The 24,980-nt window shown below is 41.3% G+C and carries 24 protein-coding genes and 4 tRNA genes; 20 read left to right on the top strand and 8 right to left on the bottom strand.

Annotated elements, in window-relative coordinates:
- Nucleotides 1–159: 159 nt before the first annotated feature.
- Both C727_RS0113610 and C727_RS0113605 read left to right on the top strand, forming a co-directional pair.
- Nucleotides 160–744, top strand: coding sequence for a sigma-70 family RNA polymerase sigma factor (locus C727_RS0113610; protein ID WP_017446196.1), 585 nt, complete (start codon nucleotides 160–162; stop codon nucleotides 742–744).
- On the top strand, nucleotides 741–1,439 hold the full coding sequence (locus C727_RS0113605; RefSeq protein WP_017446195.1) for a ChrR family anti-sigma-E factor: 699 nt from the start codon (nucleotides 741–743) through the stop codon (nucleotides 1,437–1,439). Before C727_RS0113610 ends, C727_RS0113605 begins: the two co-directional genes overlap by 4 nt.
- Here the strand turns inward: C727_RS0113605 and C727_RS0113600 are convergent.
- A complete protein-coding gene (locus C727_RS0113600; protein WP_017446194.1) occupies nucleotides 1,436–1,696 on the bottom strand; it encodes a DUF1289 domain-containing protein in 261 nt (86 codons plus the stop codon). The two genes, C727_RS0113605 and C727_RS0113600, sit on opposite strands and share 4 nt — an antisense overlap.
- A 165-nt stretch (nucleotides 1,697–1,861) precedes the next feature.
- On the opposite strand from C727_RS0113600, the gene C727_RS0113595 reads away from it, so the two are divergent.
- The 11 genes from C727_RS0113595 to C727_RS0113540 all read left to right on the top strand — a co-directional run bounded on the left by C727_RS0113595 (nucleotide 1,862) and on the right by C727_RS0113540 (nucleotide 10,168).
- Nucleotides 1,862–2,335, top strand: coding sequence for a chemotaxis protein CheX (locus tag C727_RS0113595; RefSeq protein ID WP_017446193.1), 474 nt, complete (start codon nucleotides 1,862–1,864; stop codon nucleotides 2,333–2,335).
- Nucleotides 2,336–2,755: a secondary thiamine-phosphate synthase enzyme YjbQ gene (locus C727_RS0113590; RefSeq protein WP_017446192.1), complete on the top strand. Its 420-nt coding sequence runs from the start codon at nucleotides 2,336–2,338 to the stop codon at nucleotides 2,753–2,755.
- 154 nt (nucleotides 2,756–2,909) lie between these two features.
- Nucleotides 2,910–4,397 (top strand): methyl-accepting chemotaxis protein, encoded by a 1,488-nt coding sequence (locus C727_RS0113585; protein WP_017446191.1) that lies wholly within the window; start codon nucleotides 2,910–2,912, stop codon nucleotides 4,395–4,397.
- A 192-nt stretch (nucleotides 4,398–4,589) separates the two neighbouring features.
- Nucleotides 4,590–4,666: transfer RNA gene (locus C727_RS0113575), tRNA-Pro, on the top strand.
- A 35-nt stretch (nucleotides 4,667–4,701) separates the two neighbouring features.
- Nucleotides 4,702–4,778 (top strand) — tRNA-Arg (locus C727_RS0113570).
- Between the two features lie 24 nt (nucleotides 4,779–4,802).
- Nucleotides 4,803–4,878: transfer RNA gene (locus C727_RS0113565), tRNA-His, on the top strand.
- Nucleotides 4,879–4,899: 21 nt separating this feature from the next.
- Nucleotides 4,900–4,976, top strand: a tRNA-Pro gene (locus C727_RS0113560).
- 224 nt (nucleotides 4,977–5,200) lie between these two features.
- A complete protein-coding gene (tig, locus tag C727_RS0113555) occupies nucleotides 5,201–6,493 on the top strand; it encodes a trigger factor (protein ID WP_017446190.1) in 1,293 nt (430 codons plus the stop codon).
- 100 nt (nucleotides 6,494–6,593) lie between these two features.
- The gene (gene clpP / locus C727_RS0113550) at nucleotides 6,594–7,226 is read left to right on the top strand and encodes an ATP-dependent Clp endopeptidase proteolytic subunit ClpP (RefSeq protein ID WP_017446189.1); all 633 of its coding nucleotides are present in this window, start codon (nucleotides 6,594–6,596) and stop codon (nucleotides 7,224–7,226) included.
- Between the two features lie 51 nt (nucleotides 7,227–7,277).
- Entirely contained in the window at nucleotides 7,278–8,567 is a 1,290-nt protein-coding gene (clpX, locus tag C727_RS0113545) for an ATP-dependent Clp protease ATP-binding subunit ClpX (protein WP_017446188.1), read from the top strand.
- A gap of 143 nt (nucleotides 8,568–8,710) precedes the next feature.
- A complete protein-coding gene (locus C727_RS0113540; RefSeq protein ID WP_017446187.1) occupies nucleotides 8,711–10,168 on the top strand; it encodes a carbon starvation CstA family protein in 1,458 nt (485 codons plus the stop codon).
- Nucleotides 10,169–10,194: 26 nt separating this feature from the next.
- Here C727_RS0113540 and C727_RS18585 read toward each other — a convergent pair whose 3' ends face one another.
- Entirely contained in the window at nucleotides 10,195–11,583 is a 1,389-nt protein-coding gene (locus C727_RS18585) for a glycoside hydrolase (protein WP_017446186.1), read from the bottom strand.
- Nucleotides 11,584–11,870: 287 nt separating this feature from the next.
- On the opposite strand from C727_RS18585, the gene lon reads away from it, so the two are divergent.
- The 3 genes from lon (at nucleotide 11,871) to C727_RS0113520 (ending at nucleotide 16,717) form a co-directional block, all read left to right on the top strand.
- Nucleotides 11,871–14,222, top strand: coding sequence for an endopeptidase La (gene lon, locus C727_RS0113530; RefSeq protein ID WP_017446185.1), 2,352 nt, complete (start codon nucleotides 11,871–11,873; stop codon nucleotides 14,220–14,222).
- Nucleotides 14,223–14,400: 178 nt separating this feature from the next.
- Nucleotides 14,401–14,676: an HU family DNA-binding protein gene (locus C727_RS0113525; RefSeq protein WP_017446184.1), complete on the top strand. Its 276-nt coding sequence runs from the start codon at nucleotides 14,401–14,403 to the stop codon at nucleotides 14,674–14,676.
- 133 nt (nucleotides 14,677–14,809) lie between these two features.
- Nucleotides 14,810–16,717, top strand: a complete 1,908-nt coding sequence (locus tag C727_RS0113520; RefSeq protein ID WP_017446183.1) for a SurA N-terminal domain-containing protein — start codon at nucleotides 14,810–14,812, stop codon at nucleotides 16,715–16,717.
- Between the two features lie 46 nt (nucleotides 16,718–16,763).
- On the opposite strand, the gene C727_RS0113515 is transcribed toward C727_RS0113520, so the two are convergent.
- From C727_RS0113515 to pspF, 6 genes are read right to left on the bottom strand one after another with little or no spacing between them, the layout of a single operon-like run.
- Complete coding sequence (locus C727_RS0113515; protein WP_017446182.1) at nucleotides 16,764–17,549, bottom strand: peptide ABC transporter ATP-binding protein; 786 nt, start codon at nucleotides 17,547–17,549, stop codon at nucleotides 16,764–16,766.
- Nucleotides 17,550–17,551: 2 nt separating this feature from the next.
- Nucleotides 17,552–18,535 (bottom strand): oligopeptide/dipeptide ABC transporter ATP-binding protein, encoded by a 984-nt coding sequence (locus C727_RS0113510; protein WP_017446181.1) that lies wholly within the window; start codon nucleotides 18,533–18,535, stop codon nucleotides 17,552–17,554.
- Complete coding sequence (locus C727_RS0113505; protein ID WP_017446180.1) at nucleotides 18,535–19,425, bottom strand: ABC transporter permease subunit; 891 nt, start codon at nucleotides 19,423–19,425, stop codon at nucleotides 18,535–18,537. The genes C727_RS0113510 and C727_RS0113505 overlap by 1 nt, the downstream gene beginning before the upstream one ends.
- Nucleotides 19,418–20,443 carry an ABC transporter permease gene (locus tag C727_RS0113500; RefSeq protein WP_017446179.1) on the bottom strand — a complete coding sequence of 342 codons (1,026 nt, stop codon included), beginning with the start codon at nucleotides 20,441–20,443 and terminating at the stop codon, nucleotides 19,418–19,420. Before C727_RS0113500 ends, C727_RS0113505 begins: the two co-directional genes overlap by 8 nt.
- Nucleotides 20,443–22,053 carry an ABC transporter substrate-binding protein gene (locus C727_RS0113495; protein WP_017446178.1) on the bottom strand — a complete coding sequence of 537 codons (1,611 nt, stop codon included), beginning with the start codon at nucleotides 22,051–22,053 and terminating at the stop codon, nucleotides 20,443–20,445. The genes C727_RS0113500 and C727_RS0113495 overlap by 1 nt, the downstream gene beginning before the upstream one ends.
- Complete coding sequence (gene pspF, locus C727_RS0113490; protein WP_017446177.1) at nucleotides 22,046–23,029, bottom strand: phage shock protein operon transcriptional activator; 984 nt, start codon at nucleotides 23,027–23,029, stop codon at nucleotides 22,046–22,048. The genes C727_RS0113495 and pspF overlap by 8 nt, the downstream gene beginning before the upstream one ends.
- Before the next feature lie 210 nt (nucleotides 23,030–23,239).
- Here pspF and pspA point away from each other — a divergent pair, with 210 nt between their 5' ends.
- Genes pspA through C727_RS0113470 form a run of 4 tightly spaced genes read left to right on the top strand, consistent with a single transcriptional unit; the run spans nucleotide 23,240 to nucleotide 24,944 of the window.
- On the top strand, nucleotides 23,240–23,911 hold the full coding sequence (gene pspA, locus C727_RS0113485) for a phage shock protein PspA (protein WP_026052722.1): 672 nt from the start codon (nucleotides 23,240–23,242) through the stop codon (nucleotides 23,909–23,911).
- A gap of 11 nt (nucleotides 23,912–23,922) precedes the next feature.
- The gene (gene pspB / locus C727_RS0113480; RefSeq protein WP_017446175.1) at nucleotides 23,923–24,159 is read left to right on the top strand and encodes an envelope stress response membrane protein PspB; all 237 of its coding nucleotides are present in this window, start codon (nucleotides 23,923–23,925) and stop codon (nucleotides 24,157–24,159) included.
- On the top strand, nucleotides 24,156–24,572 hold the full coding sequence (gene pspC / locus C727_RS0113475) for an envelope stress response membrane protein PspC (protein ID WP_017446174.1): 417 nt from the start codon (nucleotides 24,156–24,158) through the stop codon (nucleotides 24,570–24,572). The genes pspB and pspC overlap by 4 nt, the downstream gene beginning before the upstream one ends.
- Nucleotides 24,573–24,605: 33 nt before the next feature.
- Nucleotides 24,606–24,944, top strand: coding sequence for a 4a-hydroxytetrahydrobiopterin dehydratase (locus C727_RS0113470; protein WP_017446173.1), 339 nt, complete (start codon nucleotides 24,606–24,608; stop codon nucleotides 24,942–24,944).
- Nucleotides 24,945–24,980: the final 36 nt, after the last annotated feature.

Here is a 24,980-nt window from a genome sequence, read left to right as displayed (position 1 = left end):
CATAGACATGAAGTAAAGCTTTTGCTACCTAAAAATTTGTTTTTTAGTGATCTAGTGTTTAAATCCACTCGTAGGAGTTATCAGTGCTAAAAGGGGTTTTTAATTATGGTTACACTGAGAGAGGAACGACAGACGAGGTCTCATCAGAAGCAGGTCTCAATGATGGCAACTGAAAGTGAACCAACAGTCGAATGGGCTGAGTTACTTTCAAAAGTTGCGCAGGATAGAGATAAAGTCGCATACGCTAAAATTTTTGAACACTTTGCACCCAGGCTCAGATCTTTTGGTCTTAAGTTATTAAAAAAAGAGCATTTGGCTACCGAAATGGTGCAAGATACTTTGCTAAACGTTTGGTTGAAAGCGCATTTATTTGATGCAAGCAAAGGGGCTGCATCCACTTGGATTTATACTATTGCTCGTAACGTGCGTTATGACATGATGCGAAAAGCATCTTTTCAAAAAGAAGAAAACTTTGCCGAAGAACTTTGGCCAATTTTAGAAGATAACGCCAGTGAAGATTATCAAGAGTTTACTTTGTTAGAGAACTTATTATTGCAAGGCGAGCTGGATCACTTTTTCAGCGCCATGTCAGATAGTCAAAGAGACGTTATCGAAAAAGTCTATTTGCAAGAAAAATCTCAACAAGAGGTTGCTGATGAAGTTGGTGTGCCACTTGGCACTGTTAAATCAAGAATTCGTCTCGGCCTTAGTAAGCTCAAGCAAGCGATGGAGCAAACAGCATGATTAAATTTCATCCCTCAGAAAGATTGTTAAAATTGTTTGCAGCAGGTGAACTGTCTGCGGGTTTGGGGTTGGCTGTGTCAGTCCATTTAGAATACTGTAAAGATTGCCGTGAATCTGTGCGAGAGTACGAGTTTGAACTGGCTGAAAAAGCCCTTAATAAGGTACAGCCGGAAGTCGAAGAAAACGTCAGTTTTGATGGTATGTTAGAAAACATTTTTAACCTAGCGGATGAACAAGGGGCTAAACCTTCTCAAGACGCAAGATTATCGGTTAAACCCGAGCAACAAAAAATTAAAATGCTTCAAGTTGGACAACACAAGTTTAAGTTGCCAAAAATATTATCGGATCGTTCCGAGCAGAAGAAACGTTGGCACAGCATTGGTGGGGTTCACACTAAATCAATCGGTGATTTTGATGAGTATAAAGCTAATTTAATTTATATCGAGCCCGCGACGGATGTACCGCCACACACCCATAAGAGTTTAGAGCTTACCGTGGTGTTGTCGGGCTCGTTTAAAGATGAACATGGCGAATACAATGCGGGTGATTTTATTGTGGTTGACGATACAGTCGAGCATTCGCCAGTGACTTTTGATAGCAAATGTTGTTTGTGTTTGTCTGTTATGGATGAGCCTATGCACTTTACCCAAGGAAAAGCGCGTTTGCTTAATCCTCTTGCAAGATTAATGTTTTAAAACAAGTCTAGTTGCTGCATCTGGATCGATTTCAGCAACGCCTCTTCTCTTTCTTTTATTATCTTGTTGTTAAGGCGGTTTTTGCGCATTTTGCATAATCGCACAACTTGAATTTTTTGCTCGTTATTTAATTTAGGCCAATAATATCGTTCTTCTCGGCTGCGCAAGCAGCCTTTGCAATAGCCACGTTTGCCTGACTCGCACACGCCAATGCAAGGGCTTTCAATCTCTTCCTCAAATAACCGAGTTTGTCGCATAGTTGCCTTAAGTCTGCCAAGGTTAAAAATTTTTAACCTTGGCATGGTTTACAATTTTTTCAATTCGGGCACACTTACTAATAATTAGATAGTTTACTATTTAACTGTATTACGTTGTAAATATCGTTTAAAAATTTTCAGCTGTTTTTAGTATAGGTTTATCAAATGAATGCAGACTTTGTAAATCCTTTTTTATCGGCTTTTGTTAATGTATTGAGCACTATGGCCATGACAGAAGTAAAACCCGACAAACCCAGAATAAAAAAGGATGAAGTGGCCAGAGGAGATGTTTCTGGATTAATAGGTATGGTCGGTCCACAAACTAAAGGTTCGTTTTCAGTTTCGTTTGAAGAAAATTTGGCGCTTGAGGTCATGGGGCGCATGTTAGGCGAAAAACCCAACGAAGTGAATGAAGAAGTCACAGATATGGTCGGTGAAATCACGAATATGGTCACAGGGGGGGCAAAAAGGCTACTATCAGAAAAAGGTTATGAGTTTGATATGGCGACCCCCGTCGTGGTTTCCGGAAAAGGCCATACATTAACTCATAAATCTGAAGGCCCAGTCATGATAATGCCATTTATGAGTGACGCGGGGGCTGCTCATATAGAAATATGTTTTGATAAGGTGGTGAAATAAATGTGGAAACAAGAAAAAATCGTTTTAAAAGCACGCCCTCGTGGGTTTCATTTAATAACCGATGAAATTGAGCAGGCACTGACTCACTTATCTGACTTTACAATAGGCACCTGCCACTTATTATTACAACACACCTCGGCCAGTTTAACGTTAAATGAAAATGCAGACCCGACTGTGAGAAGTGATTTTGAAGCGCATATCAATCATATGGTGCCCGAAAACCAACCTTACTTTCAGCACACCTTTGAAGGCCCAGACGATATGCCTGCACATTTAAAATCGAGTCTGATGGGGGTGACTTTGATATTACCTATCAGCAATGGACGTTTTAATTTGGGCACATGGCAGGGTATTTATCTAGGAGAACACCGTGATTTTGGTGGCCAACGTAAAATACTCGCCACGTTAACCGGCGAATAAATTAATCGGCCTGATCTAGATTTAAGTTGTACATTTAGGTGTTTTCGCTTAAATTTAATAGAATGTTAATAAATAAGTGAGTTATGGTTAATTTTTAAACATTTCAACTCGCTAACGCAAATATCCGATTTTGCATTTAAGAGGAAGTAGCAGTATGCAATCAATCGCCAAAAAAGTCCTGCTGGCACTCGTCAGTGTAAACTTTATTGTTTTGAGCGCTGTGGCGTTTTGGACGATGTCTGTTCAAACATCAGAAGAGCTAGAAAGGTATCAAAAAAATAAACAAGAAATTATTAATCAGCTCAAAATTATTTTGCAAGACCCCGTTTTTTCGTATGACTTCCCGCTGATTCAAAATGCAATTGAAGCTTATCTACCGAACGTTGCTATTACCCATATTAAAGTGACCGACCATAGGGATAAACCTATGGCCGAAACTAAAGTTAAAACAGATATAGAACAGGATGGCACGGCTAAGTGGTACTCAATTCATAGTGCCGACGAAGAGTTAATTGGTAAAATCAAAATTGCTTTTTCACGTAGTGCGGTCGACGAACGTTTGGATGCTCAGTGGATTCAAAAATGGACGTCAATGGGCGTCTCTATGATTGTTTTAAGCATCATCTTGTTAATTTTAATCCAACGGTTAGTGGTTAAACCACTCACTCAGGTCAGTGACATGCTGCGCGATATTGCTGCCGGAGGGGGGGATTTAACCCAACGCATCCCAGTTAAAACGAATGACGAAATCGGTACATTGGCCACTAACTTTAACCAGTTTATTGAGAAGATTCAGGCAATTATTGCCGATGTAGCGGCAGGCGCAAAAGGTTTGGGTGGCATTTCGGGTTCGATTAGTGAAGTTGGTCATAAAGCGACTTTAAATATGCGTGAGCAAAAAGAACAAACCGAACATTCATTAAGTTATTTAAAACAACTTTCTGAGGCCACAGGAGAGATAGCTCAAAATGCGGAGTTAACCGCGTCAAGCAGTACAGAAGCCTTTGAAATGGCAGGTCACAGCCGTACTGATGTAGAAACCAATTTAGAGCATGTGCAACAGCTCGTTGACGAATTACAAAGTAACGCTAAAGTTGCCTCTGAACTTAAAGCTGCCAGTGAAAACATCGGTGGCGTTTTAGATGTTATTAAAGGTATTGCAGAGCAGACAAACTTATTGGCGCTGAATGCAGCCATTGAAGCCGCCCGAGCAGGAGAATCGGGGCGCGGTTTTGCTGTGGTTGCAGATGAAGTTCGCTCGCTTGCGAGTAAAACACGTCAATCCACCGAAGAAATTGAAAGTATCATCGCATCACTACAGATGAAAGCCGATGATTCTTATAAAGCATCTTACCGCAGTACTGAATTAGTTCAGGAAACCATTGAATCGACCGAAAAGACAGTTCGTTCATTTGAGCAAATTTCAGAAAAAATAAATGGCATTAACGATATGATTATTCAAATCGCTAGTGCGACAGAAGAACAGTCGGTTTTAACCAAAGAAGTGAGTCAGGGCATTGAGCATTTGGTTGATGGTGCTAAAAAGCTGACCGACGAAACCAACGAACTGGAAGGCAGTACCCGAACTATGATGGAAGTCGAGCGTAAATTGTCGCAACAAATTAGCCAGTTTAAATTTTAACGGGTGATGAGTTATAAAAATTAAAAGGCGCTGAAAAGCGCCTTTTTTGATTTATCTGCCTAATTAAACAACATATTGCGGTAAAAATAAGCAAACAAACTAAATTGTCAAAAAACTTCAAAAAAGTGTTTGACCTGACCCTGCGTTCTAGGTAATATGCGCCCCGCTGTCGAGGGGGACCTCGCAAAACGTCGGTGATTAGCGCAGCCTGGTAGCGCACTTGGTTTGGGTCCAAGGGGTCGCAAGTTCGAATCTTGCATCACCGACCACTCATTTTAAATGAGACGTTCGGACCCCGAATTATGCGTCCTTAGCTCAGCTGGATAGAGCAACGGCCTTCTAAGCCGTGGGTCGCAGGTTCGAATCCTGCAGGACGCGCCATTTAGAATAAAACGCTTCAATATGGTGGTTGTAGCTCAGTTGGTAGAGCCCCGGATTGTGATTCCGGTTGTCGTGGGTTCAAGTCCCATCAGCCACCCCATTTTCTTTTTTGTTTACTTGTCGGTGATTAGCGCAGCCTGGTAGCGCACTTGGTTTGGGTCCAAGGGGTCGCAAGTTCGAATCTTGCATCACCGACCACTTCGTCTTTTTCTTATTTGTTTTAAAAAATCTCACTTATTTTACATTCTCACTCGACTATAGCTTGCCTCACCGCTATAATGCTGCGTCATTTTTTAATGTACAGGATCATATCAGCTGCCAAAGATTTAAGCTGACATGGTTTCTTAACTCGTTTCTGGGCTCTGTTTAGAGAAGCCCCAAAGGAAAAAGAGCTTCAGCGCTCGTAATTTTGAGGTATGACAATGCAAGTTTCTGTTGAAACAACTCAAGGCTTAGAACGCCGAGTAACTATTACAGTACCTGCAGACAAAGTAGAGTCTGCAGTAAAAAGCCGTTTACAGCAATTAGCTAAAACTCAGCGTATCGACGGCTTCCGTCCAGGCAAGGTGCCTGTTAGTGTGATCAAAAAGCGTTATGGCTCTGCGGTACGTCAGGAAGTTGCACAAGATGTTATCCAACAAAACTTCTACCAAGCGGTTGTGCAAGAAAAATTAAACCCAGCTGGTACGCCTACGATTGAAGATCAAAAGCAAGAAGACGGTCAAGACTTTAGCTTTACTGCAGTTTTTGAAGTTTACCCAGACGTTAAAGTTGAAGGTTTAGACGCTTTAAAAATTGAAAAGCCAACGGCTGAAGTGACTGACGAAGATTTAGCAAACATGTTAGAAACTTTACGTAAACAACATGCGAAATTTGTTGAAGTTGAACGTGCTGCTGAAGACGGTGACAAAGTTAACTTAGACTTTGAAGGTTCAGTTGACGGTGAAGTGTTTGAAGGTGGCAAAGCTGAAGGTTTTGACATTGAGTTAGGCTCTAATCGTATGATCCCTGGTTTTGAAGACGGCTTAAAAGGTCTGAAAGCTGGTGACGAAAAAGATTTAGAAGTGACTTTCCCAGAAGACTATCAAGCCGAAGAGTTAAAAGGTAAAGAAGCCGTTTTTAAAGTTAAAGTCAATAAAGTTGAAGCTCGTGAACTACCAGAAATCGATGAAGAATTTATCAAATTATTCGGTATCGAAGAAGGTGGCATTGACGCACTGAAAAAAGAAGTTCGTCAAAACATGGAGCGTGAATTGAACCAGGCGCTTAAAAACAAAGTAAAAGAAAATGCAATTACAGCGTTAGTTGATGCGGCTTCTTTAGAAGTACCAAAAGCGTTAGTTGAGCAAGAGGTTAATACTTTACGTCAGCAAGCACTGCAACGTTTTGGTGGTAACCAAGATATCGAATTGCCAGCTGAATTATTTAATGACCAAGCTGAGCGTCGTGTCAAAACTGGTTTATTGTTATCTGAACTAGTTAAAGCCAACGACATCAAAGTTGATGACGAGCGTGTTAAAGAAACGGTTGAAACAATGGCGTCTGCTTACGAATCTCCAGAAGAAGTTGTTGAGTATTATTACAATAACAAAGAGATGTTGCAGAACGTACAGAACGTTGTAATGGAAGATCAGGCAATCGACTTTATTTTGGAACAGGCTCAAGTTGAAACTGTGGCCAAAACATTTGACGAAATTATGAATAAACAAGCCTAATATTCATAATTTGTGATTGACTAAGCAGGGTGAGCCTTGTTTAAATGGCCTGAATGAGTTTTCGTTCAGGCCTTTTCTATTTTTAGAGTACTAATAATCCATGACTACAGAAGATCCAAATTTACAAGCAATGAATGCACTGGTTCCGGTTGTTATCGAACAAACCGCCAAAGGTGAACGATCGTTTGACATTTATTCGCGCCTGTTGAAAGAACGGGTTATTTTTTTGGTTGGCCAAGTTGAAGATCATATGGCCAACCTGATTGTGGCTCAGTTACTTTTTTTGGAATCAGAAAATCCAGAAAAAGACATCCACATTTATATTAATTCGCCAGGTGGCTCAGTGACTGCTGGGATGGCGATTTATGATACAATGAAATTTATTAAACCTGATGTCTCAACGGTTTGTATGGGTCAGGCTGCCAGCATGGGTGCGTTTTTATTATCTGCTGGCGCTAAAGGCAAACGTTTTTGTTTACCTAACTCGCGGGTGATGATTCACCAGCCGTTAGGTGGTTTCCAAGGGCAAGCATCTGATTTTGAAATTCACGCCCGAGAGATATTAGCCATTAAAGACAAATTAAATCGTTTAATGGCCGAGCATACTGGTCAGGACCTCGAAACTGTTGCTAGAGATACTGACAGAGACAACTTTATGACTGCAGATTCTGCATTAGAATACGGTTTAGTTGATAAGATATTAAACCGTCGCGATGAAACAAAATCGTCATAAAGTGGGTCTGATCCTTTAGGCAACTAGCTTAATTTAGATAGAGGTAGATACATGACAGATTCCCGCAATGGTGATGGGTCAAGCGATAATAAATTATTGCATTGCTCGTTCTGTGGTAAAAGTCAGCATGAAGTTCGTAAGTTAATCGCGGGCCCCTCAGTATTCATCTGTGATGAATGCGTTGAGCTTTGCAACGACATCATCCGAGAAGAAATAAAAGACATAGCGACTGACGTGAAAACATCGCGTGACAAGCTGCCGACTCCATTTGAGATCCATAAACATTTAGATGATTATGTGATTGATCAGCAGCATGCTAAAAAAGTGTTATCGGTTGCGGTATATAACCATTACAAGCGTTTACGCAATGCCGAAAAATCTAAAGTGGATGTTGAATTAGGTAAAAGTAATATTCTATTAATTGGCCCAACGGGTAGTGGTAAAACCTTATTAGCCGAAACTTTGGCTCGCTTTTTAGATGTGCCTTTTACGATGGCGGATGCCACCACATTAACCGAAGCTGGTTATGTTGGTGAAGATGTTGAAAATATCATTCAAAAACTGCTGCAAAAATGTGATTATGACGTCAGCTTAGCCGAACGAGGCATTGTTTACATTGACGAAATAGATAAAATTTCGCGCAAATCTGACAACCCTTCAATTACCCGGGACGTTTCAGGTGAGGGCGTGCAACAAGCATTGCTTAAGTTGATTGAAGGGACGATTGCATCAGTACCACCGCAGGGTGGCCGTAAACATCCACAACAAGAATTTTTGCAAGTGGATACTTCAAAAATTCTGTTTATCTGTGGCGGTGCATTTGCTGGTTTAGAAAAAGTCATTGAGCAAAGAACTGCTAAAGGCACAGGTATTGGGTTTGGTGCAGAAGTTAAAAACAAACAAGCCGAAGTGTCAATTGGTAAACAATTTGCCGAAGTACAACCAGAAGATCTAGTTAAATATGGTTTAATTCCAGAATTTATCGGTCGACTGCCAGTGGTTGCAACACTGACTGAATTAGATGAAGCTGCATTGGTACAGATACTGAGCGCACCTAAAAATGCGTTAACCAAACAATATGGCGCTTTATTTGATATGGAAGGCGTTGAGCTTGAGTTTCGTGAAGATGCTTTAAAAGCCGTGGCACGTAAAGCAATGGAGCGAAAAACAGGTGCCCGCGGCTTACGCTCGATCCTTGAGGGCATTTTATTAAATACTATGTATGAATTGCCATCTAAAGAAGATGTAAGCAAGGTTGTTATTGACGAAACCGTGATCCGAGGTGAATCTGATCCTATAATGATTTACCAGCAAAAAAATAAACAAGCGGCTTCAGAATAGCTTTTGAGCGATTAAACCGCCTGCTTAAGGTCATTGTTCACCTGAACAGAGACTATTTAAAAAGCGCTAGTTCGAGTTCTCGACTGGCGCTTTTTTTGTTATAGTGATGTTGTTTTTGTTAATTAACTCAAGCAGGTAGCACGATGCTCATCTTTTTTATTTGTTTAACAGTTTTACTCATTGGCTACAGGTTTTATAGTCCCTTTGTTGAGCGTCAGGCGAGGATAGATAAAAGTGCCATCACACCGCAACAAAAATTCGCTGAAGGGGTCGACTATGTTGCAATACACCCAGTTAGAGCTTTTTTAATTCAATTTTTAAACATTGCTGGGGTTGGGCCAATTTTTGGACCTATTTTAGGCGCATTGTATGGCCCGGTCGCACTCATATGGATTGTTTTAGGGAATGTGCTTGGTGGTGCTGTACACGACTTTTTTTCAGGGGTGATGAGTATAAAAGAAGATGGCAAAAGTTTACCAGAAATTGCAGGCCACTATTACAACCTGATCTTTAAAGGTTTTATGTTGCTGTTTACCGCCATGCTGCTGTTTTTTGTTGGTGTGGTTTTTGTTATGAGTCCTGCCGGTTTATTAAGTAACTTAGATCTGTTTAAAGACACCTGGCTGGCCAACAATACCTTCTGGGTATTATTGATTTTAGCCTACTACTTGCTCGCAACTTTATTACCAATAGATAAAATTATCACCCGTTTATACCCCTTGTTTGGGTTATTAATGATTGTGATGACGAGTATGATCGCCATTGCATTATTAATGGATGCACCTCATCTTCCCGTGGGCAGTGATTTTTTGGCTTACTTTAAAGACGGGCACTCGCACAATATTCTAACACCCAACCCAGACGGACTGCCAACTTGGCCACTGCTGTTTATTACTATTACCTGCGGTGCGATCAGTGGTTTTCACTCAACTCAAGCGCCTATCATTGCACGCTGCTTAACCAATCAAAAATATGTTCGTCCTGTGTATTACGGCGGTATGATGTGCGAGGGCATAGTGGCTTGTGTCTGGGCGCTTGCCGGTATCGCAGCATTTCCAGAGGGCTATGCTGGGTTAAAAGAAATGTTAGATCTAGGTGGCCCAGGCATGGTGGTAAAACATATTGCCAGCAGTTATCTTGGTATTGCTGGTGGCATTATGGCAATTATAGCGGTCGCTGTATTTCCAATCACCTCAGGAGATACTGCGTTTAGAAGTTTACGATTAACCTTAGTTGATGCTTTTAATATCCCACAAAGTGTTAAAAACCGTCTGATGGTGGCTGTGCCTATTTTAACCATCGCTTATTTTATGACATTGTTAGACTTTTCACTTATCTGGCGATATTTTGCCTTTTCTAATATGTTGTTATCGACCAGTGTGTTATGGCTAGCAACTAAATATTTGCGTGATCAAAATGCATTTCACTGGATCACAAGTATTCCGGCGGTGATAGGCACAGCAGTGACTATTTCGTACATTGCAACTGCGCAAATTGGTTTTGATTTGCCACATGATTATGGGATCCCCATTGGGGCCGCGACCATACTGGTAGGTAGCATTTATTTAATTTTGCAACATAAACAAAAACAGCCCAGTTAGTTCACTGGGCCTTTTGCCTGCCAGATCTATAGCTTAAATAGTAATACTGTGATGCTTGGAGCCACTAAATCAACGGATATCAAGGATGATTTATTCACATTAAATTGGGTTGTATTGCCTTGCAACTGTGTTTCTTTCGCCCATAACCTTTGTGTGATCTGCTGGCTCGGGATCGGCTTGGCTAACTTTAATTTCACCCCGTGGTAGCTATTTTTATCTGAGGTATTCATTAAATAAACGATTGCCTGCTCTTTATCGGCAAAAGCCATCACTTTAATATCTTTGGATAAATCGGAATCTATTTCTGCCGCTACATAATGTTTGTTGTATACATTATTGATGAATAGCTGGCTTAGCCAATAACCTCGGCCGCGCGAACCCGCTTCATTTTTATTAAAATAGACTGAGCGAGACTCACGGCTATATCCTCGAGACCAAAGCTCAAAAAACAATTCGCCTTTTAGACCAGCTTGATATGCAGGTGCCTTTTTAGCATATACTCGGACAGATTTTTCGATACTCGGCTGCGCACCATGATAAGGGCCACCACCGCCGGCATTATTTTCTTCGTTGTAAACGGGTAAGTTAATTTTGTTTGCAGCCGCTATCAGTCGCTGCCAATCATCAGGACTCGGTTTGTCATAGGTGTGTGCAGAAAAACCTGTGTAGAGATCATCATAGCCTTTTTCTGCAACCTGATTAACAAAGTTAACCGCTTGTTTTACCCCCCATGCTGCTGGTCCATTAAATTGAGGGACAGGTACACCATCATATTTCGGAGTTGTTAATAAACGTTTTAGTTCGACGATGGTATTCTTTTCATTATCCGCTGTCATCACCTGCATCCATTCTTTCGACACTGAAAGTATTTCAATACTCACTCCGTTGTCATCCATTAGTTTTAAATAATCGGCTAAAAAACGAGCCCATTTATTCGCTTTAAAAGCGCTTGCTTGATATTCACCCCCGTTATAACCTCGGCCTGTATAGACCCAATCTGGCATATTATTTTTATCACCATAACCATCGTAATCCGTTTTTAACGTTGCCCAAAATTTAACATTGGGCTGGCGAGCACGAATTTTTTTCATTACAGAAATTTGTTTGTTGTAGAACTCAAAATTAGTTTTTCCTTCAACCATTTCTTGGTGTTTATCAATTACAACGCGCCAGTAGGGCATATTGATATCCTTAAAATACCAATCCAGAATTTGCTCAGGGTTACTTGCTTCGAATAAAAAATCGGCTGAGCGCTCCATATCACCGCCCACAATATCGATTTTTTGTTTAAGTTCATTTGTTTTTAACTCAATTTGATGGGCCAGTAATGAGTGACAAGATGTGGTTAACAGTAAAAAAAGGGCGCCAAGATAGCGCCTAAAATGATAATTTTTTTGACAGCATAAGTTAAACATAATCGAATCCTTTGTTTATAATATGAAATGGCGTTTCATATAAGTTATCATTTTGTAATCATCTGTCAATTGAGTTTATTCGTAGGGCATAAATAGCGTCATGCAAGGCATTCTGTTTATTATTTAATCAGAAGTGAAGTAAATTTAACCGGATTTTGATCGTCAAAGCTGACTTTACGTTAAAAGATATAAAAAATGCGGGGTTTCCATATATATTGGCTTGATATAATAGCCCTTACCCCCATAGTATTTAGTTATATAAAACCTGCGATAAGAGAAGTCCAAGTATGACAACAGAAATTAGCCGTCATCTCGAAATTCCAGTTCTAGCCTTACGGGACGTTGTGGTGTATCCGCATATGGTGATCCCATTGTTTGTCGGAAGGGAAAAGTCAATTCGTTGTTTAGAAGCAGCAATGGAAAACGACAAACAGATCTTTTTAGTGGCGCAAAAGGATGCGTCAGTAGACGATCCTAAACAGGATGAACTGTATGAAATGGGTACATTAGCGACCATTTTACAGTTGTTAAAATTGCCTGATGGCACTGTTAAAGTGCTCGTTGAGGGCGGCCAACGTGCTCAAATCGAAGAATTTAACGACAGTGATGATTATTTTACAGCAACCATTGGTTTAATTGAGAGTGATCCTATTGACGAAACTGAGCAAGAAGTACTTATTCGCTCAGCCGTTAACCAATTTGAAGGTTATGTAAAACTAAATAAAAAAATTCCACCTGAGGTGCTTACTTCATTAAACGGGATTGAAGATCCGGCACGATTAGCTGACACCATGGCTGCACATATGCCATTAAAACTTGAAGACAAACAAACGGTTTTGCAAATTATTGATATTTCAGAACGGCTTGAGTTTTTAATGGCGTTAATGGAAAGCGAAATCGACTTATTGCAAGTTGAGAAAAAAATTCGCGGCCGAGTCAAAAAACAGATGGAAAAAAGCCAGCGCGAGTATTATTTGAATGAACAAATGAAAGCCATTCAAAAAGAGCTCGGCGAAATGGATGATGCGCCAGATGAATTTGAAACGCTGCAGAAAAAAATCAAAGATGCCAGCATGCCGAAAGAGGCTGAAGAAAAAGCGTTATCAGAACTGCAAAAGTTGCGCATGATGTCGCCAATGTCAGCCGAAGCGACCGTGGTTCGTAGCTATATTGATGCAATCAGCTCTGTGCCTTGGAAAAAACGTTCAAAGGTTAAACGCAATTTGCCAGCCGCGCAAGAAACGCTCGATAAAGACCATTATGGTTTAGATAAAGTCAAAGAGCGTATTATTGAATATTTAGCTGTGCAGCAGCGTACCAATAAAGTTAAAGGACCTATTTTATGTTTAGTTGGTCCACCTGGGGTGGGTAAAACCTCGTTGGGCCAATCGATCGCCAAAGCGACTGGGCGTAAATATGTGCGTATGGCGCTTGGGGGGGTTCGTGACGAAGCTGAGATCCGTGGCCACAGAAGAACCTATATTGGTTCTATGCCAGGTAAATTAATTCAGAACATGACCAAAGTCGGTGTTAAAAACCCACTGTTCTTATTGGACGAAATTGATAAAATGTCAGCGGATATGCGCGGTGATCCGGCATCAGCCTTGTTAGAGGTGCTAGATCCTGAGCAAAATTCAACTTTTGCTGACCACTATTTAGAAGTTGAATATGACTTATCTGATGTGATGTTTGTAGCGACTTCCAATAGTATGAATATCCCGGGACCCTTGTTAGACAGAATGGAAGTGATTCGTTTATCTGGTTACACCGAAGATGAAAAGCTTAATATTGCTAAGCGGCACTTGTTACCTAAACAGTTAGAGCGTAACGGCCTTAAAAAAAGCGAGATTCAAGTTGATGAGTCAGCACTATTAGGGATTGTTCGGTATTATACCCGTGAAGCTGGGGTACGTAGTTTAGAACGCGAGATCTCTAAATTATGCCGTAAAGCGGTTAAAAATATCTTAATGGATAAAAGCATTAAAAAAGTCACCATTGATGAAGCGAATTTAAGTGACTTTTTAGGCGTCCAAAGATTTGATTATGGTCGCGCCGATGACGAAAACCAAATCGGCCAAGTGACAGGCCTCGCTTGGACTGAAGTGGGGGGCGACCTGCTAACCATAGAAACCACCGCAGTGCCTGGTAAAGGCAAAATGACCAGCACAGGTTCACTTGGGGATGTCATGCAGGAGTCGATTCAAGCGGCCATGTCTGTAGTGCGTTCGCGAGCAGATACATTGCGCATTGCCGAAGACTTTTATGAAAAGCGTGATATCCACGTGCATGTGCCCGAAGGGGCAACACCAAAAGATGGTCCGAGTGCCGGTATTGCAATGTGTACAGCCTTGGTTTCTTGCCTCACCGGTAACCCAGTTCGCTGCGATGTTGCCATGACAGGCGAAATTACCCTGCGCGGCGAAGTATTGGCTATTGGTGGTTTAAAAGAAAAGTTATTGGCGGCACACCGCGGTGGGATTAAACGTGTCATTATTCCAAAAGATAATGAGCGTGATTTAAAAGAAATACCGGACAATGTTATTGGTGATCTAGAAATTCATGCGGTTAAATGGATTGATGATGTTTTACAGCTAGCATTAGAAAATCCACCAGAGGGCATAGAAATTGTTAAAAAATAACGGCTGCTGAATTGCAGTCATTAATATAAAACCGAATAATTTTGGTAAAAGCAGACTTAGTTGGCCTTGGGCTATTGATTCGCTAGCCCAAGCCTGTTATAAATTCGCAACTATCCATATATGACGGGCTGTTTCGCGCTGTTGTATTAGAACAATAAAAACCTAAGGGGATGAAATTTTGAATAAATCTCAATTAACAGACAAAATCGCAACGGAAGCTGATATTTCTAAAGCATCAGCAGGTCGCGCACTGGACGCGTTCATAGAAACTGTCACTGGCGCGTTAGCGGAAGGTGATCAAGTTGCTTTAATTGGTTTTGGTACTTTTTCGGTACGTGACCGTGCAGCACGCACAGGCCGTAACCCTCAATCAGGCGAAACCATTGAAATACCAGCGGCTAAAATTCCTGCTTTTAAGCCGGGTAAAGCGCTGAAAGATGCTGTAAACGATTAATTTGGAGTGGTGCTCTAAAATTAAGATATAAGCTTAGGCTTCGAATAACTCGAAGCCTTTGTTATTTGTAGCACATCAAAAACTTTCACTCCACCTGGTGTTTATTTGAACACGCATTAACAAGAGATTAACAATGTTAGAAAGAATTCGCGAAGGTAGTCAGGGACCTGTAGCAAAAGTAATTTTAATCCTGGTGATTTTTAGCTTCGCTTTGGCCGGTGTAGGTTCTTATATCAATTCTGGCAGTGAGCCGAATGCCGCTGAAGTCAATGGCTTAGAAATTAAGCGTAGTCGCCTTGAGCGAGCATTTGAAACCGAGCGGGCGCGTATGGAAAGCCAATATGGCGACATGTTCAGTCAGTTAGCGTCTGATCCAAACTATATGAACAGCTTTCGTCAGGGGGTGCTACAGCGCTTAATTTCAGAGCAACTCATTTTAGACTTTGCTCAGCGTCAAGGGATCCGTGTCAGCGATCAGGAAATTAAAAAAGCTATCTTCGATATTCCGGCGTTTCAAGTAGATGGCAAATTTAATAATGACAGGTATTTGCAAGTATTAACTCGAAATACCATGACACCGGCTCAATTTAGAGAAAGTATGCGTCAAGATTTAACCCGTTCGGCAGTGATTGCTGGCTTAGCTGAATCTGATTTTGTATTGTCGAATGAAGCCGAGTTACTGCAGTCGTTACAATTACAAACGCGTAATTTGGATTATGTTGAAGTGCCGGTAGCCAAGTTTGAGTCACAGGTTGAATTAAGCGAAGAAGAAATTAACAGTTATTACGAAAATCATATTACCCAATATGAAACAAACGATAGCTTAGATCTAGCTTATATAGAGTTAAAGTTGGAAGATGTAGCTGACGATATTGAAGTTGAAGACAGTGAAATTGAGAGTCTTTATCAGTCAACATCTCAAAACTATACGAATCCCGAGCAGCGCCGCGCTTCACATATTTTAATCGACTTAACTGACGGTGAAGAAAGCGCAAAAGCCGAAGCTGAAGATTTATTGGCCCAGATTAAATCAGGTGCAGATTTTGCCGAGTTAGCCAAAGAACACTCAGATGATACGTTTTCTGGGGAAAATGGCGGTGATTTAAATTATTTTGGTCGCGGCGCCATGGATCCAGCGTTTGAAGAAGCTACTTTTGCTTTGCAAGAAGTGGGTGAAGTGTCGGATGTTGTAAAATCTGATTTTGGTTATCACATTATTAAACTAACTAATATCCAAGCAGAACAGGTTCGCCCGCTTGATGAAGTAAAAGATGAGATCAAAGCACAACTTCAGCGCGATAAAGCACGTGATATCTTTATCGAAAAGCAACAGCAATTAGCAGATGTTGCGTTTGAAAAACCAGATACGCTTGCCGATGCAGCTGAAGCAACAGGTTTAACTGTGCAAAATACAGGTTTACAAGATACTAACAGCCAACAATTCCCATTTGATCAAAATCAAGTGGTGCAGGCCGCCATGTCAAATGATGTTTTGGAGCAAGGTTATAACTCTAACTTAATCGAGTTATCAAGCGAACATAGTGTTGTCGTTCGTGTTAACGAATACCAGCCAGCCAGAACACGTCCTTTAGAAGAAGTTCGAGAAGATGTTGTGGCAGCACTGACGGCTGAAAAAGCCAATAGTTTGGCCGAAGAGTGGGTTGCTCAACAAGCAGACAAGTGGTCGCAAGGTGAAGATATTAACGCTGCGTTGGCTGAGTTATCATTAACCTTAGAGAGTGCAGACGAGGTTGCCCGTTTTGGTAGTGATTTAGCACAACCTATTGCTGCAAAAGCATTTGAGATGGCCCGTCCACAAGCGGATAAACAATCAGCGAGTTGGACACAGGTGGATAACCAAACTTTAGCTTTGATTAAAGTGAATGCTGTGAACACTCCGGAAAACGTCACCGTTGATGAGACGACCAAGCAGCGTTTGCAGTCTGTATTGTCTGAATACAATTATCGAGGTTTAGTTGCGAGTTTGCGTAACAATGCTGATATCAAGGTTTACCAAACTTCGGCAGAAAGTGCAGAATAAGGCAAACTGACCAACAACCCAACTGGGTTAATAAAGGGTAGCTGAGCTACCCTTTTTTTGTGCCTAACATTTGTTGAGAGTAGAGTAATTTTTTAGTGACGACTTGTTTTGGGTCGGCCAATATCGTTTGAGTATCGCCACGCTCGACCACTTTCCCATCTTCCATTACAAATAGCTGGTCGCTAATGTGACGAACAATATTCAGGTTGTGAGATACAAATACATACGATAAGCCCAAATCTGCTTGTAGCTGCAAAAACAGGTTGACCATTTGCGAGCGAGTGGATGGATCCATAGCTGCAAACGGTTTGTCGGCCACGATAATTTTCGGTTGCAAAATAAGTGCTCGAGCCAGTGCGATACGTTGCCTTTGACCGCTGGATAACATATTCGGGTAATGCCATATGTAATCTGATAACAAGCCGACCATGGCTAAAGTTTCCCGTATTCTGTCTTGTCGCTGGTTAGCTGTCAGCTGGGTATTTAGTTTAAGTGGCTCTTCTAAGATCTGCCCGATCGAAATACTAGGATTGAGAGAAGTTGCCGGGTCTTGAAAGATCATACGAATATTGCGGCAACGGTTTTTATGATCGCCACTATGTACTTTTTTACCTAATAAACGAATTTCTCCGGTACTTGGTTGCTCAGCGCCCCCTAATAACTTAGCTAACGTCGACTTACCTGAGCCGGTATCGCCAACAATCGCTAGGGTGCTATGGCTTGCGAGTTTAAAGCTGACACTCTCTAAGGCCACTGTGGTTTGTTTTTTCCACGGAAGTATACGCCGCTCATAAACTTTTGATAAGTTTTCAACTTCTAATAATTCGGCCATGGTTATTTGCTCTGATTAATAGGGTAATGGCAGCTAAAAATATGACCCTTTGTTTTAACGCTTTTAGGTGTCACTACACACTCTTTTTGCGCATTTGGGCATCTAGGGCCTAATCGACAACCGGTCGGAAGATGTTGCAGCGGTGGCACTGAACCTGGCAAAGTATTTAGCCGTGTTTTCGCCTCTAACTTTCCTAATTTAGGAATAGATTTAAATAAGATGTCGGTATATGGATGAAACGGATTTTTTAATAGCTCTTTCACGCTGCCCGATTCCACACTTTGACCTGAATATAAGATGGTCATTTCATCAGCATACTGGCTCACTGCTTCTAAGTCGTGGGTGATGAGCAAAACCGTCATATCTTTACTTTGGTTAAGTTTTTGCAGCAGCCGCAGTATTTGTATCTTGGTCGCGCTTTCCATGGCATCTGTTGGTTCATCGGCAATTAATAGTTTTGGACGTCGAGCAACCGCTATCGCTATCATGACCTTTTGGCACAAGCCCTCTGACAATTCGTGTGGGTAGCTTGAAAAGCACTGCTCATATCTTTTTACGCCCACGCGTTTGAGTAGCTCTATGACCCTCTCTTTACGGCGACTGCCGCGGCTAAAAAAACCACCACTTAAGTCTTTGTTTGGAATCGCCTCGCTTACTTGTTCGCCAACCGTGCGTGTTGGGTCTAAACATTGACTAGGTTCCTGGAAGATCATTGCAATATCGCGGCTGATAATTTGATTGCGGCGCTCATCAGACAAGCGCAGAAGATCCTCTCCTTGCCAAAACATACGGTCGGCTCTAACGTGCCATTTGTCTGACAATGTACCCGTCAAGGCACGTGCGAACAATGACTTACCTGAGCCAGTTTCACCAACTAGTCCGTGAATTGAGCCCGCACGCAGTGATAAACTCATGCGATCAATCGCATCAACTTGCAGACTTTCCGTTTTTAACGTAACTGTTAAATTTCGAACGTCTAATAACATTATTCGCTCCTGCTCTTAAGCGCATGACGCAAACCATGACCCACTGTGTTGACCGATAATAATGATAAAAACATGGTGACGCCGGGCAGGGTTATCAACCAAGAGGCTCGATAAATTAAATCTATGCTTTCTGATAACATAGCACCCCACTCAGGTGAACCTTGTTGAGCGCCCAAACCTAAAAAGCCTAATGCCGCGATATCAATAATGGCGGTAGATACCGCGAGTGTATACTGGAGTATTAACGTTTCAACTATGTTCGGAAAAACAGAGTTTTTTAAAATCTGCCATTCGTTTGCACCATCTAAACGGGCAGCCGTCACATATTCTTTTTTTAGCTCGGCCTGAATCGCAATCCGAGTGCTATGCACAAACTGAGGCACTAACACTAATAAAACCGCCCAAATGGTGTTTGACAAACCTGGCCCTAAAACGGCTACGATAATAATAGCCAACAGCAGTGATGGGATAGACAATATGGTATCAAAAAAGTGATTAAAAACACTCGACTTGAGCCCTTTACTGGCCCCTGCCAATGCACCGAGTGCAACACCGATAATCATGGCGACTAACGCGACCAACAGACTTAATCCAAAAGTGATTTGGGCGCCGTAAATCAAACGTGATAATAGGTCTCGCCCTAGATCATCTGTGCCTAATAAAAAGCTGACATCACCAGCAGTTTGCCATGAAGGCGGTAATAAAGTGGCTTCAGGATGTTGAGCCATTGCGGAGTAGGGCGCGATCAGCGGCGCAAACAGAGCGACGAAAATAAACCCCATGACTAAATAAAAACAAACCCAAGCCGGATGGTCGGATTTAAATTTGGACCAAGTTAGCTGATATGGCCCAGGATACTCGTTTTGGTCGTAGATATTATTATTAGCCATGAATATCCTTACGCACTATTGGGTTAAGCAACGAATGAATAATGTCTAACAAGACATTTAAAAATACCATAAAAGCTGAAACTATTAATAATGCGGTTTGGATAACCGGATAGTCTCGTTGGTAAATAGCTTCGATCAGCCAATAACCAACCCCAGGCCAGCTAAAAATAAATTCAGTGATCATGGCGCTTGTCATTAGGGTGTTAAAAAGCAATCCAAACTGCGGCAGTATAGGTAATATCGCATTTTTAACCACATGCCGCCGAATCAATTGATAATAGCTCAGCCCCTTAGTCCGAGCAGCTTTAATAAACTGGCTGTTCATCACAGAGATAACTGAGCTGCGCATCATCCCTATTAATAATGTGGTAGGCAGTGTGGCTAGGGTGATGGTTGGCAAAATTAAGTGTAAAAAGGCGTTTTGATAGACAGCAGGTTTGTTGTCGATATCACTTAACGCAATATCAATAAATACAAAACCAGTATGTGCAGGAATTTCATATAATAAATTGAGTCTTCCTGAAATAGGTAACCAGCCCAAATTGAGTGAAAATAGTAAAATTAGTAACAAACCTATCCAAAATATTGGTACAGAGTTGGCGATGGTTGACAAAGAAAAAATGACTTTATCGACGACTTTATTTTTTTTCAAACCGGCGAGTAAGCCTAACGGCAGACCAATACAAAGGGCTACCAAGATAGCGTATACACTGAGTTCAATGGTCGCTGGAAATACTCGTAAAAATTCGTCACTGATATGACGTTCAGACGAAAAGGAAAAGCCAAAATCACCTTCTATCATTCGTTCTAAGTACGCAAAATATTGCACCATATAGGGTTTATCCAGCGCGAGTTTTTTTTCTAATACGTCATATTCTTCAAAAGTTAAACTTTGTTGACCGCTAAAATTAACCACAGGATCGCCAGGAAATAAATGGCCGAGCGAAAAAGAAAATACACTGATCACAAAAAGGGTTGTGACTAAAAGGTTTAAACGCCGAAGTAGGTATATATACACTAGTATTTCTCCGCGTTTTTAAATGAGATGGCTGAAAACGGCACAAATTTCACATTAATTACATGTCGGCGTTTGGCTAAAAAGCTCATTGAATGAGCAATTGGCATGACCGGCATTTCTTGTCTTAATAGACTTTGTGCTTGATGGTAAAAACCTTGAGCAATCTCGTTTTGCGGCGCTTGCATGGCACTGTTTATCAAGTCGTCAAATTCGGGCTGACACCAATTGGCATAATTGATACCAGCCTCTTTCGCTGCACAAGAAAAAACAGGTTGCAGATAATTGTCGGGTGACGGCAAATCAGCTGTCCACCCCATTAATACGGTATCATAATCTTGCTCTGCCAGTTTACGTCTTAACGTTGACCATTCGTAGCTGACAATCGTTGATTTAATGCCAACCCGGGCTAAGTCAGAGCGAATCAATTCAGCCATCTTTAATGAATTAGGCGCATAAGCCCTTTCAATATGTGGGCTCCAGATTTCTAAGCTAAAATTTTGCGGGATATTCGCTTGCGCTAATAATTTAGCCGCTTTTTCAGGATTGTATTCTAATTTAGGCAAGCCGCTATGATGTCCCCATGAACTACTGGCGACAACAGATTCTGCTGGAAATGCAGTGCCATAAAAAATGCTCCGATAAATACTTTGTCGGTCGATCGCCATTGCGAGTGCGCGCCTAACTTGTATTTGGTCAAACGGTGGTTTATTGGTATTAAAAGCCCAAAAGGCGGTATTTTCTGCCGCTTTTGATTGCAAAGCTATGTTTGCTTTTTCTTGCAATAATGCCATTTCACTGGCGGCAGGGTGAGCCACGACATCACATTCTCCGGTCACTAGTTTCGCTAACCGGCGAGAGCTTTGTGGGGTAATATCAAATACAAGATTTTTTAATGTGCTGCTGCCTTGCCAATAGTCACTATGTGCCTTAAAACGTATGTATTCATCTTTAATATAGTCGACCAATAAGTAGGGGCCAGTGCCAATTGGGAGTTTATCAATTTGTGTTTTGGCATCGAGCTTTTCTAGTGCTTTAGCGTATTCAGCTGACAAAATACTCATATAGTCGCTGGCTAAATGCGATAAAAAATCATGATTAGAATGAGCAAAAGTAAAACGAACCTTGTATTCAGATAGCTTTTTTATATCTGTGATGACTTTTCTTAATTGGTAGCTCTGCATATGCGGATAACTTTCCGCAACAGGGTAAAAAGCATGGGTTTTTAAGCGCCAGCGATTAAATGTAAAAAGTACATCATCCGCGTTAAAAGGCCGGCTTGGCATAAAATATTTAGTTGTGTGAAAAGCCACATCGCGGCGTAGGGTTAAATCCAGTGTTTGTTTATCATCACTAAGCTGCCAACTCAACGCAAGGCCTGGCAAGTAATTTCCGGTATAGGGCTCGCGCTCTATTAAGCGATCATAAATCTGATGAGCGCTAGCATCCAAAGTAACATGATTGGTGGTTGTCTGTGGATTGAAACTATCTGGATTGCCCTCTGAACAATAAATTATACCGTCTTTAAACGTTGTGTCTGCTGGGAACTCACAACCACAACAAAGCATGGCGAGCAAGCCGTAAAATACGCATTGGCAAATCTGGTTATTCATGTTGGCGATTGGTTTCCAAAATCGAATATTTTTTTAAGTAGGCGCGTAATTGGTGATAACTTAACCCTAATAACTGAGCCGCATCCGTTTGTTTATACTGGCTTTTAATCAAAGCTTGTTTAATTAGCTTAATTTCTAATGCCTCGCTACACGCTTTTAAGTCAAGTGGCCACTGTGGCTTAGTTGGCTCATTCAGCCGTGCCTGCGGGCGAAACTCTGAAGCAAAAGGATCTAATATAATCTGTTTTAAACTGTGCTCCGGATGCTCGCATAAGTTAACACTGCGCTCAACAACGCTTTTTAACTCGCGCACGTTTCCTGGCCAATGATACTCCAACAGCGTCTTTTGTGCATCTCTAGAAAATCCACTGAATACATCTCGTTGCAATGTTTGTGTCATTTTAACGGCAAAATGCTCAGCCAATGGCAAAATATCACTTTGCCTAGCACGAAGTGGGGGCAGTGTGATCACATCAAAAGCTAAACGGTCTAAAAGATCGGCTCTAAACTTTTCTTGCTCTGCTAAATTAGGCAAATCCTGATGAGTTGCAGCAATTATTCTGGCGTTGCTCGTTAACAGCTGTTGGCCGCCGAGGCGTTCAAATTCGCCATATTCAATGACTCTAAGAAGTTTTTCTTGCACATTCAGGTTAGCGTTTGCAATTTCATCTAAAAATAAAGTACCACCATTCGCACGCTCAAAGCGGCCTAAATGGCGGCGGTTGGCGCTCGTAAATGCGCCTGATTCATGGCCAAATAGCTCAGACTCAAGTAGCGAATCAGCAATGGCACCACAATTTAGTTTGATATACGGCCCCTGCCAGTGCTGAGATAAATAATGTAAGCGCTCAGCGATGAGTTCTTTGCCTGTGCCTCGTTCACCGATAATCAAAACGGGTTTGTTGAGCGTGGCTAATTTAGACACTTTTTCTAAAACGGCCAAAAAGTGTTCATTTTCTCCGATAAGTGGTGTCATAAAGTGATTAATTTAACTAAAAAATGGTTTATTTGATTATAAGTGCTAATAGTGTTTGTGGCTAGTTTTTAATAAATTCCTTTAAAAACATTAGGTTATAGTTTTGGCATGTTTGTTGATTCCATATTTATAAAGTGCCATGCGATGCAGGCAAAAAAACCGTCGTTACAATTACGACTAAATATGAATCAACAAAAAAAGGTGACAACCATGGGTGTTTTTTCAAGATTTGCAGATATTGTTAGCGCCAACATTAATGTGTTATTAGACAAAGCAGAAGATCCAGAAAAAATGCTGCGTTTAATTATTCAAGAAATGGAAGATACTCTAGTCGAGGTACGTTCTAGCTCTGCTAGTGTAATGGCGGAGAAAAAAGACTTATTGCGCCGTTTGCAACGATTAAATGATCAAGCACATGATTGGCAGCAAAAAGCTGAGCTAGCGGTAAGTAAAGGTCGAGAAGATTTGGCCAAAGCTGCTTTATTAGAGCGCAATCAAGTGAAAAAAAATCAGGCGGCATTATCACAAGAGATTGAAGATCTTGAAGCTAGATTAGAAAAGCTTGAAGGTGAGATCCATCAACTTCAAGAAAAGCTGCAAGATGCAAAAGCGAGGCAAAAAGCTTTATTGCTTAAACATAAAACAGCATCAGATAGAGTGAAAATAAAACGCCAAACAGAATCAACCAGAACATCTGATATGATGCAAAAATTTGATGCATTTGAGCGTAAAATTGATGATCTGGATGCAACCGCCGATAGTTATGATATAGAAAAACAAAATTTAAAAAGTGCTTTTGCCGAATTAGAAGCCGAAGACGAATTAGCCGATGAACTGGCTGAAATTAAAAAAAAGCTGAATGAGCAGCAAACTAAACAATAGGGAGCCCAGCGATGACGGCTATTATTGCGTTAATTGTGACGCCACTGGTTTTATTTATGATCTTTGTGGCGCCAATTTGGTTGATTTTGAGTTATCGCAGCAAGCGGCTTGTTGAGCAAGGGTTGAGCGAGGAAGAAGCCGCTCAACTTAAACAACTCGCGGGTCGTGCTGAGCATTTGTCTCAGCGCGTTGCGGTATTAGAAAAATTGCTGGATTTAGAAAGCCCAGATTGGAGAGAAAAATTATGAATTCAAGACCTAAAACCCTAAAGCGAAGCATGCACAACCGGCGCATTGCCGGTGTCTGTGGGGGCATTGCAAAATACTTTGGTTTAGAAACTTGGTTGGTCCGTGTGGTGACTGTGGGGGCTTTGTTTTTTTCATTCAGTTTAATTGCTTTTGTTTATATTGCTGCTTGGATGATTTTAGACAGTGACGATCTGTCAGATCGAGCCAGTAAAGGCCGAACCTTTGAGGCGACGTCAACTGATGATTATCACTTTGATATCAAGTCTCATGCTTGGCAAGCAGGCGAGCCGCCTAAACAAGCGTTATCGTCGTTGAGTAAAGCTTTTGATAAACTAGAAGCGAGGATTCAATCGGTTGAACGTATTGTTACGTCAAAAAGCTTTAAAGTTAGCCGAGAAATCGATCGCTTGTAAGTCGTAAATCTTTTAGATCAAGTGGAGGTGAATATGAAATTAGCAGAGTTAGATTGCCAACCCTGCCATGGTCAAGCCACCGCGGCTAATGAACAAGAGATACAGACAGCGCTAGCTGACTTACCGGGCTGGCATTTAGACAGCAATCAGCAAATGCCAACGATTGTTAAATTGTTTCGTTTTAAAAAATATTCAGCCGCAGCTGAATTTACGCAAAAGGTGGCAGCATTGGCCGATGCACAAGGTCATCATCCTCAAATAGTTTTAGAATGGGGCCAAGTCACTGTGCGTTGGTGGACACATACTTTAAAAGGTTTACATTTAAACGATTTTATTTGTGCGGCAAAAACAGATAAGCTTTATCTTTCTTGAAGATACCTTTTAGTGAAGAGATAGCGTATAATTCGC

The organism is Gayadomonas joobiniege G7 (assembly GCF_000300815.1).
Lineage (GTDB): Bacteria > Pseudomonadota > Gammaproteobacteria > Enterobacterales > Alteromonadaceae > Catenovulum > Catenovulum joobiniege.
The sequence above is the reverse complement of the archived record's forward strand: the minus strand, read 5'-3'. Positions and strand labels throughout refer to the sequence as shown.

Excerpts from the sequence above, each read along its gene's own strand:
- C727_RS0113610 (WP_017446196.1), top strand. The coding sequence starts at position 160 with ATGATGGCAACTGAAAGTGAACCAACAGTCGAATGGGCTGAGTTACTT.
- C727_RS0113605 (WP_017446195.1), top strand. The coding sequence starts at position 741 with ATGATTAAATTTCATCCCTCAGAAAGATTGTTAAAATTGTTTGCAGCA.
- C727_RS0113600 (WP_017446194.1), bottom strand. The coding sequence starts at position 1,696 with ATGCGACAAACTCGGTTATTTGAGGAAGAGATTGAAAGCCCTTGCATT.
- C727_RS0113595 (WP_017446193.1), top strand. The coding sequence starts at position 1,862 with ATGAATGCAGACTTTGTAAATCCTTTTTTATCGGCTTTTGTTAATGTA.
- C727_RS0113590 (WP_017446192.1), top strand. The coding sequence starts at position 2,336 with ATGTGGAAACAAGAAAAAATCGTTTTAAAAGCACGCCCTCGTGGGTTT.
- C727_RS0113585 (WP_017446191.1), top strand. The coding sequence starts at position 2,910 with ATGCAATCAATCGCCAAAAAAGTCCTGCTGGCACTCGTCAGTGTAAAC.
- tig (WP_017446190.1), top strand. The coding sequence starts at position 5,201 with ATGCAAGTTTCTGTTGAAACAACTCAAGGCTTAGAACGCCGAGTAACT.
- clpP (WP_017446189.1), top strand. The coding sequence starts at position 6,594 with ATGACTACAGAAGATCCAAATTTACAAGCAATGAATGCACTGGTTCCG.
- clpX (WP_017446188.1), top strand. The coding sequence starts at position 7,278 with ATGACAGATTCCCGCAATGGTGATGGGTCAAGCGATAATAAATTATTG.
- C727_RS0113540 (WP_017446187.1), top strand. The coding sequence starts at position 8,711 with ATGCTCATCTTTTTTATTTGTTTAACAGTTTTACTCATTGGCTACAGG.
- C727_RS18585 (WP_017446186.1), bottom strand. The coding sequence starts at position 11,583 with ATGTTTAACTTATGCTGTCAAAAAAATTATCATTTTAGGCGCTATCTT.
- lon (WP_017446185.1), top strand. The coding sequence starts at position 11,871 with ATGACAACAGAAATTAGCCGTCATCTCGAAATTCCAGTTCTAGCCTTA.
- C727_RS0113520 (WP_017446183.1), top strand. The coding sequence starts at position 14,810 with ATGTTAGAAAGAATTCGCGAAGGTAGTCAGGGACCTGTAGCAAAAGTA.
- C727_RS0113515 (WP_017446182.1), bottom strand. The coding sequence starts at position 17,549 with ATGGCCGAATTATTAGAAGTTGAAAACTTATCAAAAGTTTATGAGCGG.
- C727_RS0113510 (WP_017446181.1), bottom strand. The coding sequence starts at position 18,535 with ATGTTATTAGACGTTCGAAATTTAACAGTTACGTTAAAAACGGAAAGT.
- C727_RS0113505 (WP_017446180.1), bottom strand. The coding sequence starts at position 19,425 with ATGGCTAATAATAATATCTACGACCAAAACGAGTATCCTGGGCCATAT.
- C727_RS0113495 (WP_017446178.1), bottom strand. The coding sequence starts at position 22,053 with ATGAATAACCAGATTTGCCAATGCGTATTTTACGGCTTGCTCGCCATG.
- pspF (WP_017446177.1), bottom strand. The coding sequence starts at position 23,029 with ATGACACCACTTATCGGAGAAAATGAACACTTTTTGGCCGTTTTAGAA.
- pspA (WP_026052722.1), top strand. The coding sequence starts at position 23,240 with ATGGGTGTTTTTTCAAGATTTGCAGATATTGTTAGCGCCAACATTAAT.
- pspB (WP_017446175.1), top strand. The coding sequence starts at position 23,923 with ATGACGGCTATTATTGCGTTAATTGTGACGCCACTGGTTTTATTTATG.
- pspC (WP_017446174.1), top strand. The coding sequence starts at position 24,156 with ATGAATTCAAGACCTAAAACCCTAAAGCGAAGCATGCACAACCGGCGC.
- C727_RS0113470 (WP_017446173.1), top strand. The coding sequence starts at position 24,606 with ATGAAATTAGCAGAGTTAGATTGCCAACCCTGCCATGGTCAAGCCACC.